Below are 19,763 nucleotides of genomic sequence, written 5' to 3'. Positions count from 1 at the left end.
GGCGGGTCACCAGGGCAGGGCGCAGGCCGGGGCCTCTCCGCACAGCCCGAGCCGCTGTCCCCAGCCCGGGCGGGTGAGCCCGCCGTCGCCGCCCACGGCCAACCACGTCTCGTCCAGGCGCGCCTCCCACTCGTCGATCAACGCGTCCAGGTGGTCCAGCCGCAGGCCCTCGTCCATCGCGCACCCCGCATCGTGGCTCGTCCGTCGTTGTTGGTCCGGCACTGGTTGGTCCGGCACTGGTTGGTCCGGCACTGTCACCAGTCAGTGTCAGCGCTGGTGGGGCAGGTTCGCCTGGTCAACTGGCCGGTTCCACTCCGTGTCCTGCCGTGCGCGCCGGGTGGTCGGGGCGGGGCGCGCGGCGGAATGCACTCGAAGGGGTGGCCGCCACGGACGGGTGATGAGCGCGCGGAGGCGAGGTCAGCTCGTCCGAGGGGCAGGTTCGGGTGCGGATCGGGCTGGGTGTGGGTGCGGATTCGTCCGAAACGGTGTTATGCCGGCGCGAGCACCCCTACCGGCGAGTGTGGCGGAAGGGGCCGACGTTCTGCGCGCACGGTGTCGGGCAGCGGGCCAGGTGGTACCGGCCACGCGGTGCGGGCCGGGTGGTGCGGCGGGCCGCTGGCGCGGGATGGGCACGAGGGCGGGGTGGTGGTCAAGCCCAGGAAGACGGGACAGGAAGTCACTGTCCCGGCGTGGTCACGCTCAGTAGCATGATCGCGTCCTGCCGCCCACGACGCCCAGGGGCGGGGTGTGCCACCCATGGCTCCTCTCGGACCGATCCAGTACCGACAACCCCTGGCTCTGGCCCTGGCCGGCGTCTTCGGCGGCGTGCTGCAGAACCTCGCCGCCAACACGTTGCCGACCGAGCTCCAGGCTCCGTGGGTGATCTGGCCGCTGCTGGGCCTGATCGCCGGTGTGGGTGTGTGGCTGAGCCAGCGCGCCCACCCCCGGTCGTCCCTGTCCAGCCGCGAACTGCACCAGGTGCGCCAACAGGTGCTCGACGCCGTCGAGCGGGTCTGGGTCAACCGGCTGCTGCGCTCGACGCTGACCCCGCTCGGGTGGCTGCCCACCCGGTTCCGCGACTGCGACCAGCACGGCCGCCCCGGCGACGCGTTGCCCGCCGACACCGACCTGCGAACGCTCTACGACACCGACCCGCACCTGGTGGTGCTGGGCGGCCAGGGCGTCGGCAAGACCGTGGCGCTGGCCCGCCTGGCCCAGGCCCTCGTCCGGGACTGCCGCCAGCTCAGGACGTCGCGACTGCCGGGCGGGGGACGCCCGCTGGCGCCGGTGATCGTCCCGCTGTCGGAGTGGACCGAGCGCGCCGGCCCGTTGGAACTCTGGCTGGCCGTCCAGCTCCACCACATCTACGGCGTGGAGGAGCCGCTGGCCAGGCACCTGCTGCGCCGCCACGCGCTGGCGCTGCTGCTGGACGGCCTCGACGAGGTGCACCCCGACCACCGCATCGCCTGCCTGCGGGCCGTGGCGGCGTTGCGGCAGTCGCTGGGACGCGCCCACCCGGTGGTCCTGACCTGCCGCAGCGACGTCTACCGGGGCCTGCCAGGGCCGCTGTGGACCGGACGGGTCGTGGAGATCCGCCGCCCCACCCAGGACCAGATCGACGCGCACCTGCGCGAGGGCGACCACGGCGAGCTGGGCGGGCTGGTCCGCTGCGTCCGCACCGACACCGACCTGCGCGCCCTGCTGACCACCCCGTTCTTCTTCTCCGCACTGGCCTACGCCTACCGGGGCCGACCGCTGTCGGCGATCCCCACCAGCGGCACCCCCGAGGTGTTGACCCGGCGCATCCTCGACGACTACGTCCGCCGCCGACTGCGCGACCCCGAGCCGGACCTGGCCCCGCGACCACCGCTGTTCGGCGAGGACGCCACGCGGCGCGGCCTGGCCTGGCTGGCGCGGCAGATGCGCGCGCAGCGGCTGACCCTGTTCCTGCCCGACCACCTCCAGGCCTCGGCGTTGGCCACCCGCTGGCACCGGTGGCTGGCCGGCCCCGGCATGGCCCTGGTCGCCGCCGGGCTGGGCGCCGCGGCGTTCGGGGCGCTCAGCGGCCTGGTCATGTGGGTGATCAACCCGGCCGACCCGGTCCCCGGGCACCGGTTGGCGAGCGCGTTGCTGTCCGGCGTGCTCAGCGCCGCCACGGTCGCGGTGCTGGTGGGCTGGCAGTGCCTGCCCCGCGAGATCGTGCCGACCCGGGCGCCGGAGCGGTCCCGGGCGGCGACCGTCCGGATGGTCGGGCTGGCCGTGGCGTGGGGTGCGGCCGGTGCGGCCCTGGGGGCGCCGCTGGGCGCCTGGTTCGGGGTGATGCAGGCCGAGCAGACCCTCGGTCCGGTCAGCGTGATCGCCGTCGGCGTGTGCGGGGTGCTGCTGGGCGGGGTGGCCGGCGGCATGACGTTGGGTCTGGTCGTGGGCCTGGCGCTGGGGGTGACCGCCGCGCTGCGGCCCGGCCTGGTGGTCCGCCCGCTCTACCCCGGTCGGGGCATGGACGACACCCGCCGGCTGGCGTTCACCACGGCCGGGCTGGCCGCCGCGTTCGGCGTGGTCACCTACGGGGTGGTGTTCGGCCTGCCGTTCGGGGTGATCATCGCCCTGCGGGTCGGCGGCGTCCACTACCTGCGGCACCGCCTGCTGTGCCGGTTGCTGGCCAGGGAGGGGGAGGTGCCGGCCCCGCTGCGGGACTTCCTGCACCACGCCCACCGGCACGCGCTGCTCACCGAGGCCGGCGGCGGCTACCTGTTCACCAGCCTGCACCTGCGGGACTACTTCGCCGAGCAGCCGCCCCCGGACGCTCCCTCGACGGGTGGACGTCCGCCGGGGTGATCGGCGGCGCAGTTTCGCGCGTCTGGTCACGAAGAGTGGTGAGGACCTCTCCTCCAGTGGGAGGAAAGGAGCGCCCGGTGAGGGGATATCGGCACACGGGCCCCACACGCCCGGGCCGTACCCTTGTCCGGTGGCCGCACCTCTCGTGACCTCGGAGCACCAGGCGACCGCGCCGTCCGGCGCCGGTGCCCGCCGTCGCCGTCTGCCCAGCCGGGCGTTCGTCCTGCGCCTGCTCGGGGCCGTCGCGGGTGGCCTCACCCTGTACCTGAGCTTCCCGCCGCGACACCTGTGGTGGCTGGCGCCGGTGGCGTTCGCGCTGCTCGGCCTGGTCACGCACGGCCGGCGCGCGCGGGCCGGGTTCGGGTACGGCTTCGTCTTCGGCGCGGCCTTCCTCGGGCCGCTGCTGTGGTGGACCGGCACCTACGTCGGGGTCGCGGCCCCGCTGGCGCTGACCGCCCTGGAGTCGTTGTTCCTCGGCGGCGCCGGCGCGGCGATCGCCGCCACCAGCCGCCTGCGTGCCGCCCCGCTGTGGGCGGCCCTGCTGTGGGTGGCCGCCGAGGCGCTGCGCGCGCGCATCCCCTTCGACGGGTTCTCCTGGGGCCGGGTGGCCTTCGGCCAGCCCGAGGGCGTGTTCCTGCCGCTGGCCGCGATCGGCGGCACGGCGCTGCTGTCCTTCGCGGTGGCGTTGACCGGCTTCGGGCTGGCGGCCCTGGTCCGCGCGGCCCTGGTTCGGCCGGCGCTGACGCGCCGCGGCGGCGGGGCCTGGCCCGCCCTGGCCCGGCCCGGCCTGGTGGGGCCGGCCCTCGCGGCGGCGCTGCCGGTGGTCGCCGGGGCCGTGGCCGGGCCGCTGGTGGTGAGCACCGAGCCCGAGGCCGGCACGGCCACCGCCGCCGTGATCCAGGGCAACGTGCCGCGCCTGGGCCTGGACTTCAACGCCCAGCGCCGCGCCGTGCTCGACAACCACGCCCAGCGCACGCACGAGCTGGCCGAGGCCGTGCGGGCCGGCCGGGTGGCCCAGCCGGACTTCGTCATCTGGCCGGAGAACTCCTCCGACATCGACCCCTACCGCAACCCCGACGCGTGGGCGGTCATCGAGAACGCGGTGCGCGACGTCAACGCGCCCACCTCCGTCGGCGCCGTGATCACCCCGCCCACGGGGTGGCTGCGCAACACCGCGATCCACTGGGACCCCCAGCGCGGCCCGGTCGCCGAGTACACCAAGCGCCAGTTGCAGCCCTTCGGCGAGACCATGCCGCTGCGGGGGCTGCTGCGCACGGTCAGCCCGGACTTCGTCGACAAGCTCCAGCGCGAGTTCGGCCCCGGCGGCGAGGCGGTCAGCTTCCAGATGGGGCGGGCGAAGGTGGGCGTGGCCACCTGCTACGAGATCGCCTTCGACTGGGCGGTCACCGACACCGTCCGCTCGGGCGCGCAGGTGCTGGCCATCCCCAGCAACAACGCCACGTTCGGCTTCACCGACATGACGTACCAGCAGCTCGCCATGTCGCGCGTGCGGGCCGTGGAGCACGGCCGGACGGTGCTGGTCGCGGCCACCAGCGGGGTGAGCGCGATCGTGCGGCCCGACGGGACGGTGGTCCGCGACACCGCCCTGTTCACCCCGGATGTGCTGGTCGAGAACGTGCCGCTGCGGACGACGGCTACGCTGGCCACCCGGCTCGGTGCCGTCCCCGAGTGGGTGTTGAGCGCGCTCGGGGTGGCGGCGCTGGGCTGGGTCATGGTGCGCGGCGTCGCCCGGCGACGCGGCGTGGCCGGCGCGTCGCCGCGGGTGGCGGGCTCGGCCGGCACGGCCGATGATCCGGCCAGGAACTGACGACGGAAGGCGGTCCGGCACCCGGTCCCCCGAGGGGACGCCCGCGCGCGGGAGTGGTGCCGGCGAGGAGGAAACACGCATGGCGGACCAGCGGGACGCCCACGGGGGGCATCTCGACGACGACCTCGGCCCGGTGCTGGTGGTGATCCCGACGTACAACGAGCGGGAGAACATCGGCCCGATCGTCGAGCGGCTGCACGCGGCGGTGCCCGCGGCGCACGTGCTCGTGGTGGACGACGGGAGCCCCGACGGCACCGGTGAGCTGGCCGACGAGATGGCCGAGGCCGACGAGCGGGTGCACGTCATGCACCGCACCACCAAGGAGGGACTGGGCGCCGCCTACATCGCCGGGTTCCGGTGGGCGCTGGAGCGGGACTACGGCGTCATCGTGGAGATGGACGCCGACGGCTCGCACGCCCCCGAGGAGCTGCCGCGGCTGCTGGACGCGCTGCGGCGCGACGGCGGCGGCGCGGACGTGGTGCTCGGCTCCCGGTACGTGCCCGGCGGCCGGGTGGTGAACTGGCCCAAGCACCGCGAGTGGCTGTCGCGGGGCGGCAACATCTACTCGCGGCTGGCGCTGGGCGCGAAGGTCTCCGACATCACCGGCGGCTACCGCGCCTACCGGCGGGCCGTGCTGGAGAAGATCAAGCTGCACAACGTGGCCTCGCAGGGCTACTGCTTCCAGATCGACCTGGGCTGGCGGGCCATCGAGGCCGGTTTCGAGGTCGTCGAGGTGCCGATCACCTTCACCGAGCGCGAGCGCGGCGAGTCGAAGATGAGCGGCAACATCGTGCGCGAGGCGTTGCTGCGGGTCACCAAGTGGGGCCTGCGGCGGCGCGGCGAGCAGGTGCGCAACCTGTTCCGCCGCCGCTGACCAGCGCCGACGCGGCCTGATACGGGCGGGGGCGGGGCCGATCCGGACGACCGGACCGGCCCCGCCCCCGCCCGGCCGCGTTCCAGCCCGGAGCGACCAGCCCGTCACACGTCCGGGTGATCTTGCGAGGGTTCCGGCCACCCCTGCCGGCGCCCGCCGCGACGCTCCCCGCGTGTCCGCTGACGACGTCGCCGCTGCGGTGCGTGAGGTGCGGGGGCGGGATGGGAAGACGAAAGAAGGCCATCCGGGTCGTCACCCGAATGGCCTTCTCGCTTCCTGCGCCCGGCGCGGCGGGCCGAGGAGAGGTCAGGCGGTCCGCGTGCGGCGGCCGCGCAGCTCCTCCAGGCGCTCGGTGAGCAGCTCCTCCAGCTCGGGGATGGTGCGCCGCTCCAGCAGCATGTCCCAGTGGGTGCGCGGCGGCTTGACCTTCTTCGGCTCCGGCTCGCTGCCGTCGATCATCTTGGACTCGGTGCCGTGCAGACGGCACTCCCAGGTCGAGGGCAGCTCGGCGTCGTCCGAGAACGGGACCTCGAAGTCGTGGCCCTTCGGACAGGCGTACCGCACCGACCGGCGCGGTGCGAGGTCGTGATTGCGGTCGGTCTCGTAGCTCACGGCTCCGAGCCGGCTGCCACGCAGTACGCGGTCGGCCATGTCGGTGTCCTTTCAGCTCGGTTCGGGGCGGGTGGCCGCCCCGGGTCATGCTTACCCAGTGCAACGACGGGCCATGCCCCGTCGTTCCCGGATCGGGCTAATCGGTCGCCCACGGTGACGTGTTTCACCTGTCAACGAAGGCGCCCTCCATAGGGATGCAATCGGAGACGCGTCGTGACGCGTTATCCGACTGGCGGTGAAGAACATCACCCTAATGGGTGGCAGGGCTGGCCGAGCGTGCGGTCAGGTCAGGCTCAGCTGACCCTCCCGAGCGACTACCGGCCCCAAATCACCCAACCGGTAGTGCTTACGGCACAGCACTTGATAACGGACGGTAGCAGGTGCCGTCTCGGCGTCCTCGGCACCCTCCGTGATCGTCTCGCCGGTGTCGGACTGACCACGGACCGTGCTCGCGGCGCTCGTGTCCGCGACGAGCACGGTGTCGCCGGCCCGCACCACCCGGCCGGCCACGACCCTGGCGTTGAACCGGCCGGGCAGCCCGCACCAGCACAGCACCTCGACCTGCACCGCCTGGAGGTCGTCGGCCAGTTCGAACAGCCGCCGGGACCCGGGGAACAGCTCGCTGCGGAAGTCGGTGGCGATGCCGAAGCAGTAGATGTCCAGGTGGACGTCGTCGGCCAGCTCGGCGAGCTGCTCGACCTGCTCGGCGGACAGGAACTGCGCCTCGTCGACGATGAGGTAGTCGACGTGCTGGCCGAGCGCCCACCGGGCGCGCACCAGCTCCCGCAGGTCGTCGCGCTCGTCGACCTCGACCGCGCCCCGGGTGATCCCGATCCGGCTGGAGATCTGCGGCAGGCCCGACCGGTCGTGGCGGACCAGCAGCACGCCCCGCCGGCCCTGGCGGGCGTGGTTGTGGTCGATCTGCAGCGCCAGCGTGGACTTGCCGCAGTCCATCGGGCCGTAGAAGAACCGCAACCGGCCGGTGACGGGGACGGCGCGTCGCGCGCTGGCCGCGGGCACGGCCGAGAGCGCGTCGGTCGGATCGGGCAGGGTGCTCACGAGTGCGCAACCCTATCCATGTTTTCGTCCGTCCGGGTGAAGGTGGGTGTCACCGGTGCGCCACCTCGGCGTGGTAGGCGCGAGCGCTCGCGCCGGTCTCGCCGCCCGGGGCGGGGTGGCCGCGGGGTCAGGTGTGGCGGTTGTCTCCGACGACGGCCCGTTCGAGCAGTTCCTTCAACACGCCCTGCTCCTGGGGGTTGAGCCCCTCCAGCGGTGAGCGCTGGGTGAGGAGTTCGAGCAGTCGCTCGCGGGCCGCCGTGCCCTCCGGGGTCAGGACCAGTTGCTTGGCGCGTCGGTCGGTGGGGTGCGGACGGCGTTCGATCAGGCCCTGCTTCTCCAGCTTGTCGATCACGAACGTGGCGTTGGAGGGCTCGCAGCTCATCCGGTCGGCCAGTTCCCGCATCGTCATCGGCCCCGTCAGCTCGCGCAGCGCGGTGGCCTGGGCGGCGGTGAGGCCCAGCGCCGACGCGCGCTCGCGGACGTGGTCGGCGATCAGGCGGGCCAGTCCGTTGACGAGCCCGCAGAGCTCGCGCTCGGCGACGACCTGCGGTTCGGGAGTGGACATGTCGCCCATCCTAGCGACTGCATCAAGTCGACATATTTCTAGCTTGCATCATTCAAGTTAGAAGCATATGGTTCGCCTCGTCGCCGCCCGAGGCGACGACCACCGCCACGGCGAGGAAGGAAACGACCATGACCAGCTCCCAGACCAGCCCGGTGATGAGCTCGACGGTTGGCGACGACGGGCGGCTGCGCCGGCCGGCGCGCCGCAGGACCCTGCGGCTGGGCGAGCTGCGGGTCAGCTACGTGCCCGACGGCGCCGTGCAACTGGTCCCGCGCGCCTGGCTCCCCGACACCACCGACGAGGTGTGGGCGGCCCACCCCGAGTACCTCGACGAGACCGGCAACCTGGTCGCCAGCCTCGGCGGGCTCCTGGTGGAGCACGGTGATCGCGCGCTGTTGATCGACGCTGGCTTCGGCCCCCAGGCGGTGCCTGCGCAGCCCGGCAACCCGCACGGTGCCATTCACGGCGGCGCGCTGCTGGACAACCTGGCGGCGCTGGGCCGGTCCCCGCGCGACGTCGAGGCAGTGGCCTTCACCCACCTGCACCTGGACCACCTCGGCTGGGCTTGGCACCCGGCCCCCGGCGGCGGCCAGCCCGTCCTCGGCCACGCCGACTACCTGGTGGCCGAGCCGGAGTGGAGCGACCGCCACCTCGCCGAGGCGCACGGCACGACCCCGGAGATGATCGCCGCCCTGGCGCCGCGCGTGCGCACCGTCACCGACGGCGAGGAGATCTTCCCGGGCGTGCGTGTGCTGCTCACCCCCGGTCACACCGCCGGCCACGCCGCCTACGTCCTGACCTCCGGCGACCGGCGGTTGATCGCCTTCGGCGACCTCCTGCACTCCCCGATCCAGGTCGCCCACCCCGAGTGGTCGGCCGCCTCCGACCACGACCCCGCCCAGGCCGCCGACCACCGGCGCCGGCTGGTCGCCGAGCTGGCCGAACCGGACACGATCGGCTTCGGCATCCACTTCGCCGACGTGCCGTTCGGTCGGGTCCACCACGACGGGGACCGCCCGTCCTGGCAGCCCCTCGACGCGTGAGGCCGGCCGCGATGACCACCGCACTCGCCCACGAACTCCCCCTGACGACACGAAGCCGGCACTGGCCGGGAGTCGTCGCCGTCGCGCTCACCGCGACCGCGACCGTGGTGCCCGGCTTCACCGTCGGGGCACTCGCGACCGCGATCAGCGCCGACCTCGCCGTCTCCCGCGGCGCGCTCGGGTTGGCGATGAGCGCCTTCTACGCCGCCACCGCGCTGGGCTCACCCCTGGCCACGCGGCTGGCCGCCCGGCTGCCGGTACCCGCGGTGCTCAGGCTCGCCGCGCTCGTCGCGTCGGCGACGATGCTGGTGATCTCCCAGGCCACCGGGGCCGCAATGCTGACGGCGGCGCTGGTCGTCGGCGGGTTGGGCAACGCCCTGGTGCAACCGGCGGCCGGTCGGCTGATCGCCGCCCGCGTCCCAACGCACCGGCGCTCGCTGGCCGCCGGCGTGGTGGGGGCGGCGCTCGGCGCGGCCACCCTCGTCCCCGGCCTGCTCGTCGCCTTCGTCCTGCCCGCCCACGGCTGGCGCACGGCCATGCTGGTCGCCGGTCTGCTCGCCCTGGCTCCGGTCGTGCTCGCCCCGCTGAGCAGGGGAGAGCACCGGACGGAGGTTTCGACCGCGGCCCGGCGGGAGGAGGGCACGACGCCACCGGCGATCCGGCGGGTGCTGGTGCTCTGGGCGGTGGCGGCGGCGCTGTCGGCCACCGGCAACAACGCGGTGGCCTCCTACTTCGTCCAGCTGGGCGACCACTCCGGGCTGTCCACCGCCGTCACCGGGAACCTGCTGTCGCTCAGCGCCCTGCTCGCCATCGCCGTGCGGCTGGTCGCCGGCGCGCTCACCGACCGCGCGCCCCGCCACAACCCGGTCGTGATCACCGCGATGATGCTCCTGGGGGCCGTCGGGCTCGGGCTGGTCGCGGTCGGGACCCCCGGGACGTTCGTCCTCGGCGCGGTGCTGGCCTTCGCCGCGGGCTGGGGCTGGACGGGTCTGCTGCTGGCCACCACGTTGCGGTTGCTCCCGGGCCGGGCCGCCAGCGCGGGGCACACCGTCCAGGTCGGGATCTACACCGGCGCCACCGTGGCCCCGTTCGCCTTCGGCGCCCTCTCCAGCGCCCTGGGGTTTCCGGGTGCGGCCCTCGTCGCCGCGGTGGCCGCCCTGGCCGGCGCGATCTCCACGGTCACCGGGGCGCTGCTCCTCCGGAAGGCGCGCTGACGCACGGGTTCCCCTTCCGGCCCGGCACCACTTCCTCGGGGTGGGGCGGGAACGCGACATGTCCCGGCCCCACCCCGACGTCGTCCGGATCAGCCGGTCGCGGTCGTGGCCGCCGGCTGGGGGTCGGCGGGAGCGTCCCCGTCCCGGGGGATGGCCTCGATGATCCGCATGTTCCGCTCGCCCCACTCGGCCAAGGGCATCATCGCCTCCAGCAGGGAGCGCCCGAACTCGGTCAGGGAGTACTCCACCCGGGGCGGGACCTGGTTGAACTGCTCGCGGTGCAGGAGCCCGGCGGTCTCCATCTCCCGCACCTGCACGATCAGCACCCGCTCGCTGATGCCGTGCATCCTCCGCCTCAGCTCCCCGAAGCGCAGCGGCCCCTCGCTGAGCTCCCACAGGATCAGCGCCTTCCACTTGCCGCCCATGACGTCGATGGCGGCGTCGACCCCGCACGTGTAGGTGCGTCGTTTCACCACGGCCCCTCTCGCTGACGAACACCGGCAAGCACCGGCAGGCACTGACAAGCACCGGCGACTACCGGCAGGCACTGACGAAAAGCTCAGTACCCGACAAAATAGTAGGTACTTGAGGAAATGCGGGTGTGGCGTTCACGATGATGTCGCGTTCCGGTCGTGATCACCTTGCGCCGGGCCGGAACCGCTCGTTCATCACTGTCTACTGTGGACTGGAGCGTTCACCCCATGACTGGCGACACCCGTACCCCGGTGACCATCCTCGGTCTCGGCGCGATGGGGACGGCACTGGCCCAGGCGTACCTCGACGCCGGGCACCCCACGACCGTGTGGAACCGCACCGCGGCCAAGGCCGCGCCGCTGGTGGCCGCGGGAGCCCACCACGCGGAGAACGTCGAGGACGCGGTGGCGGCCAGCCCGCTGGTCATCGCCTGCCTGTTGAGCTACGAGACCACGTTGGCGGCGCTGGGCCCGGCCGCCGGCGCGGTGTCCGGGCGCGCCCTGGTCACCCTGAACAGCGGCACGCCCAGCGGCGCCCGGGAGATGGCGGCCTGGGCCACCGGCCACGGCGCCCGCTTCCTCGACGGGGCGATCAAGAACGTGCCTACCGCCGTCGGCCTCCCCGACACCGTCCTGTACTACAGCGGTGACCGGTCGGTCTTCGACGAGCACGAGACGACGCTGCGGGTGATGGGCGGCGACACCAGCTACCTCGGCGCCGACGCGGACCTCGCGGCCCTGTACGAGATGGCGGTGGGCGGCACACTGCTGCCGGCGCTGCTCGGCTTCTTCCAGGGCGCCGCCCTGGTCACGCGGCGCGGCCTGCCGGCGACCTCGCTGGTGCGCTACACCGCGAAGTGGCTGGAGATGATCATCTCCGTCCTGCCGGTCATCGCCGAGGAGATCGACACCGGCGACTACACCCGACTGCCCTCCTCGGTCGGCCTCTTCCACGAGGGAATCGCCTACGACCACGAGATCGGCGTCGAGGGCGACGTCGACATCGCCTGGCACCTGCCCATGCACGACCTGCTGCGCAGGGCGGTGGAGGCGGGGCACCGCGACCACAGCATCGCGGCCCTGATCGAGGTGCTCCGCAAGCCGCACGAGACGGCGTAACGCCGACGGGCCTTCCGCTCCGGTGAGGAAAACCTCACCGGAGCGGAAGAATCCACAGAGGACGGTCACTGTGGACCGAGCCCGAGGTCCGCAGTGACCGCGCCGGACATCGGCGGGCTCGCCGCACCACCGGCCATCCCGGTCAGAGGATCTCCGCGATCCGGTCGACCTGGTCGGGGTCGCGGCCGTGGCAGTACAGCATGACCTCGTCGGCGCCGAGATCGGCGAACTGGCCGATCGCCGACCGAATCCCGTCAGCCGTCGTGAGCATTCCGGAGACCATGTACTCGGGTCGGCCGGTGAACGCGTAGTAGGCGCTCATGGCCCGCCGAGCGTCGTCGACCACGTCCTCCGGCCCCAGAGCCACGTTGACCTGGGCGACGATGCGGGGCGAGCCGGACCGGCCGTGCGCGGTCCACGCCGCGCGCACGGTGTCGATCAGGCCACCGACCAGGGCGAGCGGGGCGGCGGCGAGGAAACCGTCGCCCCACCGCGCCACTCGTTCGAGCGCGGCGGGCTGGAACCCGCCGAACAGCACCTCGGGCCCGCCGGGCCGGGCCGGCGCGGGACCGATCGGACCGACCTCGTCCCCGTAGGGGTGGCCGGCCCACACGCGACGCAGAACCGCCATCTGCTCGTCCAGACGGCGACCACGGGTGCGGATGTCGGTGTTGGCGGCCAGGTGGTCGTCCATCCGGCCGCCGATGCCGATCCCGAGGACCAGGCGGCCGCCGGACAGGCGGTCCAGCGTCGCGGCCTGCTTGGCCAGCAGGGCGGGTTCCCGCAGCGGCGCCAGCAGCACCTCGGTCTGGACGCGGACGCGGCTGGTCGCGCCGGCGATGACGGCGAGGGTGACCAGCGGCTCCGGGTTGTCGTAGACGAGCCGGTCGAGCAGCCCGAGGGTGCTGAACGGGCCCGCCTCGGCGCGCCTGGCCCAGTCGAGCAGCACGGCGGGGTCGGAGATGGGAAGGCCAAGACCGATGTTCATGGAGGTTCTTCCGAGAGAAGGGACGACAGGGACTGCACATGCCGCCTCTCCAACCACCGGCCGTCGCCCGGCACGGTGTGGGTTCCCGCTCTGCGGCTCACTTTCCTGGGGAACACCTCTCGAAGTGACCGCACTGTAGCAGGACGCCGAACGCCAGGGCCTCCCGCCGGGCTCTGGTGACGCCCACACGGCCACCGGGCGTGGTCAGGTACGTCCGGCCCGCGCTGTCACGGTCTCCTCCTCGGAAGTCGACGGCGCGGCGTCCACCTTGGGAAACCGGGTGAGCAGCACGGCCAGCCCACCCAGGAGCCCGATGGCGCCCGCCACCCAGTACGCCGCGTGGAAACCCGACAGCTGGTCGGCCGGAGTTGTGGCCCCGCCGCTGACACCGGTCGAAACAGCGACCAGGATCGCCAAGCCGACGCTGTTGCCGATCTGCTGCGCGGTCACGTTGACCGCACCAGCGACGCCGTGCTGGTGGAGCGGCAGGCCCTCCAGCGTGGCGGCCGTCATCGCGCCGAAACCCAAACCCTGGCCGGTGCTCATGATCACGATGCCGGGGAGCATGTGCACCCAGTACGAGCCGTTCTCGGGTGTGCCCACCCACAGGGCGACGCCGGTTCCGATGAGAAGCAGGCTGGCCGCCATCAGGGGTTTGTACGCCGCTGGCGACATCAGACGTCCGGCGATCTGCGAGCTGATGACCACGACCACACCCACGGGCAGGACGGCCAGCGCGGACTCGAACGGTGAGTAACCGAGAATCCCTTGCGCGTACAGGGGCGAGAAGAACAGCAGACCACCGGCACCGGTGTAGAAGACAGCACCGGTGAGCGAGGCGGCCCGCACCGGGCGGCTGCGGAAGACGCTCATCGGAAGCAGCGGCTCCGCACGCCCCTTCTCCCACACGACGAAGGCCACCAGCCCGATCACGGCCAACACCAGCGAGCACACGACCTGTGCGGACCCCCAGCCGACCGCACTGCCCTCGCTCACGCCGTACACGACCAGGCCGATCCCCAGGGTGACCAGGATCGCGCCCGGGACATCCAGGGGGCGCGGCTGGCGCCGGCCCGCGGGAAGCAGCGCCCGGACCCCTGCCAGGATCAGGGCTCCCGCGAGGACGCTGACGGCGAACACCGAGCGCCAGCCGAGGAAGTCGGTGAGAGCCCCGCCGACCACCAGCCCGGCGCTGAAGCTGGACGCGCCGGTCGCCGCGTACACGGCCAGCGCGCGGTTCCGCTGCGGTCCTTCGGGAAAGATCTGGCTGAGCAGGCCGAGCGACGCGGGGCCGGACAGCGCCGCACCGACCCCCTGCAGCGCACGAGCCGCGATCAGCACCCCCACGGTCGGAGCGAGCGCGGCACCCAGCGACGCCGCGGCGAAGAGCGCGACGCCCACCGCGAAGATCTTCCTGCGGCCCAGGACGTCCGCGATCCTGCCGCCGAACATGAGGAACCCGGCGAAGGCGATGGAATAGGCGGTCATCGTCCACTGCAGCGTGGAGCTGTCAATGCCGTACTCGTCACCGATGGAGGGCAAGGCGGCATTGATGACCGCAGCTCCACTGGTGTCCAGCGCCAGTGCGCCGGCGATGAGAACGAGCGCCCACCGGCGTCGGCTTTCGGGTGGGGCGGTGTCCGGCGCCGCGATCTGTGATTCTGCGTCCTGAAGCGTCACTTCGTGCTCCGATGGCTACCCGGGGAACTGGTGGAGTGTCGTCGGGGCACGGCTGATCGGCGCGGCGCCGGGGCTCCGGACCGCGCTGCGGTGCTCCTCATCAGTCCTCGCCCACCACCGGGCGCGTGGTCACCGTCTCGTCGATGTGCTTGGCCAGCCGCCCCCGAAGCTCCTGGAGCGCGGCGATCCGGTCGTCGAGCGTGGCCAGCCGGTTGGTGGCGAGGTCCAGTTCCTCGGCGCAGAACGGGGATTGGCGCAGCGGCGCGTCCAGGCAGCCCTTCTCCAGGGCGGGGCGGACGTCCTCCAGGGTGAGCCCCGCGTCCAGGAGCTCCTTGATGTTCGTGACCCGAACGGCATCCAACGGGTCGTACGCGCGATAACCGTTGTCGGCGCGCTGCGGGGCCAGCAGGCCCTGTTGCTCGTAGTAGCGCAGGGATCGGGTGCTGACGCCCGTGAGGTCGGCCAGCTCTCCGATCCGCATCTCGATCTCCTTCAACACGCGGGGGACGCTAGAACCCTGACGCTAGTGTCAAGGTCAATTCACTGGGGCTCGCGTCGCGCGGGTCGTCCGTGCGGACGGCGGATCGGTCGTGGCGGACGGCCCACAGCCCCGCCATCGCCGCGACCGTCAGCATCGCACCCAGCACGTGCAGCGCCACCAGGACGATCGGAACGCCGAGCCAGTACTGGACCATGCCCATCGCGCCCTGCACGAGCACCGCGCCCACCAACGCCCAGTAGCGGCGCCACACCAGCGGAACGGCCCTGGCGGCGCGGAGCGCGAAGCCCAGCGCGACGACCAATCCGAGGAACACGAACAGGAAGTCGGTGTGCAACTGGGCCAAGGGGGCCACCGGAAGCCCCAGCCGCGCGGTGTTCGCGTCTCCCGCGTGCGGGCCGGCCCCGGTGACCAGCGTTCCCGTGACCAGGACACCGGCCAGCACGGCGGTCATCACGACCAGTCCGACGCGCAGCGGCCGGGGGATCAGCGGGCGGGCCGGGCCGTCGGCCTCCCCGGCGGCGTGCGCCAGCAGCACGGCGAACCAGACCAGCACCGGCGAGGGCACGAAGTGCAGGGCGACCGTCCACCACTCCAGCTCCATCAGGACGGTGAACCCGCCGATCAGCCCCTGCGCGACCACGCCGAGCGGCATCGTCAGCGCGAGCAGGACGAACCGGTGCCGTCGCGGCCGGGCCAGCAGGGCGACCAGGAACGCCAGGCCGCTGACCAGGGCGACGGCCACGCCGAGCAGTCGGTTGCCGAACTCGATCCACTGGTGCGCCTGCCCCAGCACGGGGTCGGAGACCGGCAGCAGACTCCCCGGCGCGCACTCCGGCCACGTCGGACAACCCAGACCCGAACCCGTGACCCGGACGACCGCGCCACCGAGCGCCACACCGACCTGCGCCACGACGGCGGCGAAGCAGATCCTGCGCTGGGCCACCGCGCCGGGCACCCAGCCACCGAACAACCGGGAAAGCCACTCCATGCGTAGCCACGCTACACCTCAAGATCACGGGCGTCGGTCGGGTACCCCCGACTGGTCCCGGTCGTCGTCAGGAGGCCGCACCGCGCCGCGAGGTTGCCCCTGGCCCGGGTGAGAAACCTTGCCTTGCGACGCGCGACCGCCGACCAACAGGCTCGACCCATGGTCATAAAACGGGCCGTTCTGACCGGCCTGTCAGCCCTGTTGGGTCTCACCCTGGTGAACGCCCCCGCCGCCCCCGCCGGTGAAGACCGCCACCCGTGCGCTCGGGCCGTCACCCGCTGCGACGGCGAGATCCAGGTCCCGCTGAACTGGTCGGACCCGACCTCGGAGCGCATCACGGTGCCGTTCACGTGGATTCCGCACACCCGGACCGGCACACCGTCGGCCGGAACGGTCGCCGGCCTGCCCGGCGGGCCGGCGCCGGCCCTGGCGGCGACTCCGCTGCTCACCACAGCACTGGGCTCTCTGCTGGAGACACACGACCTGCTCGTCGTGGAGCGCAGGGGGTTCGCCGCGGCCGGCGGCTGGCGGTGCCCCGAACTGGATCTGTCCACACCGGACACCATCACCGCGTGCGCCCAGCGCGAGGCCCGCCGCCAGCCGTTCTTCACCACCGCCCAGCGCGTCGCCGACATCCAGGCCGTGCGGTCCAGGCTCGGCCTGAGGCGCCTCACGCTCTACGGCTACTCCTACGGCACCCTCGACGCCCAGGCGTTCGCCGCCCGCTATCCCCGCGACACGGCCGCCGTCCTCCTCGACAGCCCGATCACCACCGACACCACCGGCTTCACCGCGGGGTGGGCCTACCCCGAGCGACTGCGCGACCACCTGGACAAACTGAGCCTGGTCTGCGAGCACTCACGCTCCTGCCGCGACCTGCCGGGCAGCGCCCGCGACCGCTTCGCCCACCTCGTCCTGACCCTCCGCGCCCGCCCCGACCCGCGCGTCCCCCTGGCCGCGCTGAACGCCCTCGCCCAGCGGCAGGACGACCCGGTCCCCGGTCGGGACGGCAACGCCGCCATCGCCGCCTACCTGGCCGGCGACCCCGCTCCGTTGCACCGCCTGGCCGCCCCGCTGGGACCGCCGCCCACCGAGCCGCAGAGCCAGATGATCCGGTCAGCGCCGGCCTACCTGTCCTACCTGTGCGCGGACTCGGCGCTGCCCTACGACCGCGCGGCGGGCACCGAGGAGAAGACCCGCCAGCTCGCCGACCACCGGCGCCGGCACCCGGAACGGCCGATGGGCACCCGCGAGGTCTTCCCCGCCGGTGATGTCCTCGACTGGTGCACCCACTGGCCCACCCCCAACCACACCCCGCCGGTCCCTCCCGGCACGCGGTTTCCCGACGTGCCCACGTTGGCCATCGCCGGCGACACGGACCTGGACACCGGGACACGGGCCACTGCGGTCGCACGCCGTTTCCCCCGTGGCCAGGCGGTGATCGTCCCCTTTGGACAACACACCGCCTCGCTCAACAACTACCCCTACTCCGGCTGCGTCGCCGCGATGGTCCGCGACTTCATCACCGATCCGCGCCAGCGACCGTCGTCCTCGTGCGGCACGGAGAACTACCGCGCACTCGGCCATTTTCCCCGGACCAGCGCGGAGCTCCCCGCCACGAACCCGCCCGGTCTCGCCCCGGCCTTCGCCACCGCCGCCGACGCGGTCATCCGCCGAGCGCCGCAGTCCGGCTACCGCTTCGTCACGGAGGAACCGGGCCTACGGGGAGGCGCGGTCCGGTTCGACGACCAGAACCGGCGCGTCCTGCTCACTGACGTCCGCTACGTCGCCGACATCGCCGTGACCGGAGACATCCGCCTGCCGGACAAGGACGGCACCGCGACCGCGACGCTGACCCTGAGCACTGGTCAGCGCCTCCACCTGTCCTGGAAACCCTTCCGCGCCGAGGATACGACGACCGTCAGCGGCTCGGTCGACGACCGTCCCTTCACCACTCGCCTCCCCACCACCTGAGCCCGATGTCGCCTGTCGCCTCGCTCACCCGTCGGTGCGGAAATCCCAGTCAGGAATTTCCGCACCGGCGCTGTTCTTCCGGTCGTGGGGGGGAACGGTCATCAGAGGTCGGGCATGTGGCGCAGGAGAGCCTTTCCGTACTCCATGAGCTCCTGCTGTTCCGGGCCCTGGAGGTGGACGGGGACGCCCGCGCGCACCAGGATCGCCAGGCAGGTGGCGAGGAAGCCCCGAGAAAGGTGCTCGTACGTCACGTTCGTCATCACCGAGCTGTTGAGCAGCGACTGCACGAACGCGGCGAAGGTGTTCCCGTCGATGTCGACGAAGTCGCTCGCCATCATCGAGAAACCGTGGTCCTGGTTCAGGTTCTCGCTCAGTTGGTTGGCGATGGCGAGGAACAGGTGGCCGATTCTGAGCGCCGGACTCCACACTGACTCACCGTCGACCTGGAAAACATAGCTCACTGCTTGGATCATAGGGGCCGCTGGCTGGTCAGCGAGGCCGTGGTGTCCTTTCGTCCAGGGTCCACGCGAAGCGCAGGGTGTGGTCGTCGGTGTGGGGGGAGTGCTGCCGGGGCGTCCGGCCGGGTGGTGTGAAGCGGCCCCAGAACGCGTAGCGGTGGGGCCGGTCGACCTCGACGTGCTCGGCCAGCCACGTTCGGAGGGCGGTGGTGTTGTCAGGGCGTGGAGAACCGCGGGGATCGGTGCGGCCAGTCCCGCTCGGTAGGTCATCGGTGCGTTCACGACGCTGCCCCTGGTGGTCGTGGGCCACGGTCCGGCCGGAACGGACGTGACGCCGGGCGAGGTCGCGGGGGAACTGGCGGTATCCCACGACAAGCCGCCCGGCGTCGGCGTCAACACGCGGTCCGGTCAGGGGATGACCCGGCGCCGGCGCAGGTCGGTGAAGATGTCCCGGAACATCGCCTCGGTCTCGACGAACTCGTGGAAGCCGAACCGGCGGGCCTTCGTGCCGTCGGCGAACATGTCGTAGTCCCAGGAGAAGACGAAGTCGCCGAAGCCCCACGACGCCACGTCGGAGTAGGCGTTGGGCTGGAGGTTGTGGCGCCGCACCATCTCCTCCCACAGCGGAGCCTTGTCGGCCATCACGACCTCCAGCGACATCGGCAGCGGCGGGGCGACCTCCAGGTCGAAGAAGTCGGCGATCTTCGGCCACATCTCGTTCCAGCGGAACAGGTCGCCGTTGTTGATGTTGAAGGCCTGGTTGGCGCAGCGGGGGTCGGTGGCCGCCCACACCGTCGCCCTGGCCAGCAGTCCGGCGTCGGTCATCTCCAGCAACGCGTCGTAGGCGCCGGGCTTGCCGGGGAAGCGCAGCGGGATGCCCAGCTCCTTGGAGATCGAGGCGTAGACGGCGATCACCATCGCGAGGTTCATCGGGTTGCCGAGGGCGAAGCCGGCGACCACCGAGGGACGGATCGCCGTCCAGGTCCACGCCTTGCCGCGCTGGCGTTCCTCCAGGAACCGCTGCTGGTCGACGTTGAACTCCGGGGGCATGTGGTGCGGGTCGGTCTCGCGCGCCGGTGTCTTGAACGGGCCGAGGTGCGCGCCGTAGACCTTGTACCCCTGCATGAGACTGACGTGCGCGAGGTGGGGCGCGGCGGCCTCGACCGCCTCGACGACGTTGACGAGCATGGCCAGGTTGGGCGGCACGAGCTCGGCCCAGGTCGGCCGGTCCTGGTAGGCCGCGTAGAAGACGTGGGTGACCTCGGTGAGGGCGCCCAGCTTCTCCCGGCAGTCGGCGGGGTCGAGCAGGTCGACCGCGACGTGCCGGACCCGGCCGGCGGTCTGCCCGCCCCGGCGGGACAGGCCGATCACCTCCCCGTCGGGCAGCGTGGCCAGGTGGTCGACGAGGTTGCGACCGATCACCCCGTTGGCTCCGACGACGAGGGCGACCTTCTTCTGCGTGGACATGACCTTCTCCTGGCCGGCTGGTGGGACGTCGACGCCGGTGCGGCGTCCCCCTGATCTTGGGTCGCCGGGGTGTGATGAGTCCAA

At 72.5% G+C, this 19,763-nt stretch carries 18 protein-coding genes; 7 read left to right on the top strand and 11 right to left on the bottom strand.

The features are described from left to right. Window positions 1–6 precede the first annotated feature (6 nt). Window positions 7–177: a hypothetical protein gene (locus BUE43_RS34325; protein ID WP_159447772.1), complete on the bottom strand. Its 171-nt coding sequence runs from the start codon at window positions 175–177 to the stop codon at window positions 7–9. 579 nt (window positions 178–756) lie between these two features. Here BUE43_RS34325 and BUE43_RS22505 point away from each other — a divergent pair. From BUE43_RS22505 to BUE43_RS22495, 3 genes are all read left to right on the top strand, one after another. Then, window positions 757–2,835, top strand: a complete 2,079-nt coding sequence (locus BUE43_RS22505) for an NACHT domain-containing protein (protein ID WP_073486494.1) — start codon at window positions 757–759, stop codon at window positions 2,833–2,835. Window positions 2,836–2,965: 130 nt separating this feature from the next. Continuing rightward, window positions 2,966–4,663 (top strand): apolipoprotein N-acyltransferase, encoded by a 1,698-nt coding sequence (lnt, locus tag BUE43_RS22500; protein ID WP_073486492.1) that lies wholly within the window; start codon window positions 2,966–2,968, stop codon window positions 4,661–4,663. A gap of 79 nt (window positions 4,664–4,742) precedes the next feature. Next, complete coding sequence (locus tag BUE43_RS22495; RefSeq protein ID WP_073486490.1) at window positions 4,743–5,537, top strand: polyprenol monophosphomannose synthase; 795 nt, start codon at window positions 4,743–4,745, stop codon at window positions 5,535–5,537. A 306-nt stretch (window positions 5,538–5,843) separates the two neighbouring features. Here BUE43_RS22495 and BUE43_RS22490 read toward each other — a convergent pair whose 3' ends face one another. The 3 genes from BUE43_RS22490 to BUE43_RS22480 form a co-directional block, all read right to left on the bottom strand. After that, complete coding sequence (locus BUE43_RS22490; protein WP_073486488.1) at window positions 5,844–6,188, bottom strand: RNA polymerase-binding protein RbpA; 345 nt, start codon at window positions 6,186–6,188, stop codon at window positions 5,844–5,846. A 243-nt stretch (window positions 6,189–6,431) separates the two neighbouring features. After that, on the bottom strand, window positions 6,432–7,208 hold the full coding sequence (locus BUE43_RS22485) for a thymidine kinase (protein WP_073486486.1): 777 nt from the start codon (window positions 7,206–7,208) through the stop codon (window positions 6,432–6,434). A gap of 127 nt (window positions 7,209–7,335) precedes the next feature. Beyond that, window positions 7,336–7,773 (bottom strand): MarR family winged helix-turn-helix transcriptional regulator, encoded by a 438-nt coding sequence (locus BUE43_RS22480; protein WP_083960061.1) that lies wholly within the window; start codon window positions 7,771–7,773, stop codon window positions 7,336–7,338. A gap of 128 nt (window positions 7,774–7,901) precedes the next feature. On the opposite strand from BUE43_RS22480, the gene BUE43_RS22475 reads away from it, so the two are divergent. Both BUE43_RS22475 and BUE43_RS22470 read left to right on the top strand, forming a co-directional pair. Further along, window positions 7,902–8,816, top strand: a complete 915-nt coding sequence (locus BUE43_RS22475; RefSeq protein WP_234995855.1) for an MBL fold metallo-hydrolase — start codon at window positions 7,902–7,904, stop codon at window positions 8,814–8,816. A gap of 11 nt (window positions 8,817–8,827) precedes the next feature. Then, window positions 8,828–10,030: an MFS transporter gene (locus tag BUE43_RS22470; protein WP_143174319.1), complete on the top strand. Its 1,203-nt coding sequence runs from the start codon at window positions 8,828–8,830 to the stop codon at window positions 10,028–10,030. 89 nt (window positions 10,031–10,119) lie between these two features. Here the strand turns inward: BUE43_RS22470 and BUE43_RS22465 are convergent, their stop codons facing one another. Beyond that, window positions 10,120–10,506, bottom strand: coding sequence for a winged helix-turn-helix transcriptional regulator (locus BUE43_RS22465; RefSeq protein WP_234995854.1), 387 nt, complete (start codon window positions 10,504–10,506; stop codon window positions 10,120–10,122). Between the two features lie 225 nt (window positions 10,507–10,731). On the opposite strand from BUE43_RS22465, the gene BUE43_RS22460 reads away from it, so the two are divergent. Continuing rightward, window positions 10,732–11,622 (top strand): NAD(P)-dependent oxidoreductase, encoded by an 891-nt coding sequence (locus BUE43_RS22460; RefSeq protein ID WP_073486480.1) that lies wholly within the window; start codon window positions 10,732–10,734, stop codon window positions 11,620–11,622. A 142-nt stretch (window positions 11,623–11,764) separates the two neighbouring features. Here BUE43_RS22460 and BUE43_RS22455 read toward each other — a convergent pair whose 3' ends face one another. The 4 genes from BUE43_RS22455 to BUE43_RS22440 all read right to left on the bottom strand — a co-directional run bounded on the left by BUE43_RS22455 (window position 11,765) and on the right by BUE43_RS22440 (window position 15,780). After that, window positions 11,765–12,610: an LLM class flavin-dependent oxidoreductase gene (locus BUE43_RS22455; protein ID WP_073486478.1), complete on the bottom strand. Its 846-nt coding sequence runs from the start codon at window positions 12,608–12,610 to the stop codon at window positions 11,765–11,767. 204 nt (window positions 12,611–12,814) lie between these two features. Continuing rightward, entirely contained in the window at window positions 12,815–14,290 is a 1,476-nt protein-coding gene (locus BUE43_RS22450; protein WP_200797636.1) for an MFS transporter, read from the bottom strand. A 100-nt stretch (window positions 14,291–14,390) separates the two neighbouring features. Further along, window positions 14,391–14,789, bottom strand: a complete 399-nt coding sequence (locus tag BUE43_RS22445) for a MerR family transcriptional regulator (protein WP_234995853.1) — start codon at window positions 14,787–14,789, stop codon at window positions 14,391–14,393. Between the two features lie 10 nt (window positions 14,790–14,799). Further along, window positions 14,800–15,780: a COX15/CtaA family protein gene (locus tag BUE43_RS22440; protein ID WP_073486476.1), complete on the bottom strand. Its 981-nt coding sequence runs from the start codon at window positions 15,778–15,780 to the stop codon at window positions 14,800–14,802. A 159-nt stretch (window positions 15,781–15,939) separates the two neighbouring features. Between BUE43_RS22440 and BUE43_RS22435 the strand changes: the two genes are divergently transcribed. Beyond that, window positions 15,940–17,754, top strand: a complete 1,815-nt coding sequence (locus BUE43_RS22435) for an alpha/beta hydrolase (RefSeq protein WP_073486474.1) — start codon at window positions 15,940–15,942, stop codon at window positions 17,752–17,754. Window positions 17,755–17,855: 101 nt separating this feature from the next. On the opposite strand, the gene BUE43_RS22430 is transcribed toward BUE43_RS22435, so the two are convergent. Next, the gene (locus tag BUE43_RS22430) at window positions 17,856–18,215 is read right to left on the bottom strand and encodes a DUF6086 family protein (RefSeq protein ID WP_143174318.1); all 360 of its coding nucleotides are present in this window, start codon (window positions 18,213–18,215) and stop codon (window positions 17,856–17,858) included. Window positions 18,216–18,620: 405 nt separating this feature from the next. Further along, a complete protein-coding gene (locus tag BUE43_RS22425; RefSeq protein WP_073486470.1) occupies window positions 18,621–19,679 on the bottom strand; it encodes an SDR family oxidoreductase in 1,059 nt (352 codons plus the stop codon). Between the last annotated feature and the right edge of the window lie 84 nt (window positions 19,680–19,763).

Source organism: Streptoalloteichus hindustanus (assembly GCF_900129375.1).
In the GTDB taxonomy this organism is placed as follows: domain Bacteria; phylum Actinomycetota; class Actinomycetes; order Mycobacteriales; family Pseudonocardiaceae; genus Streptoalloteichus; species Streptoalloteichus hindustanus.
Note: the sequence above shows the minus strand (reverse complement) of the source record. Positions and strands in the feature narration are given on the sequence as shown.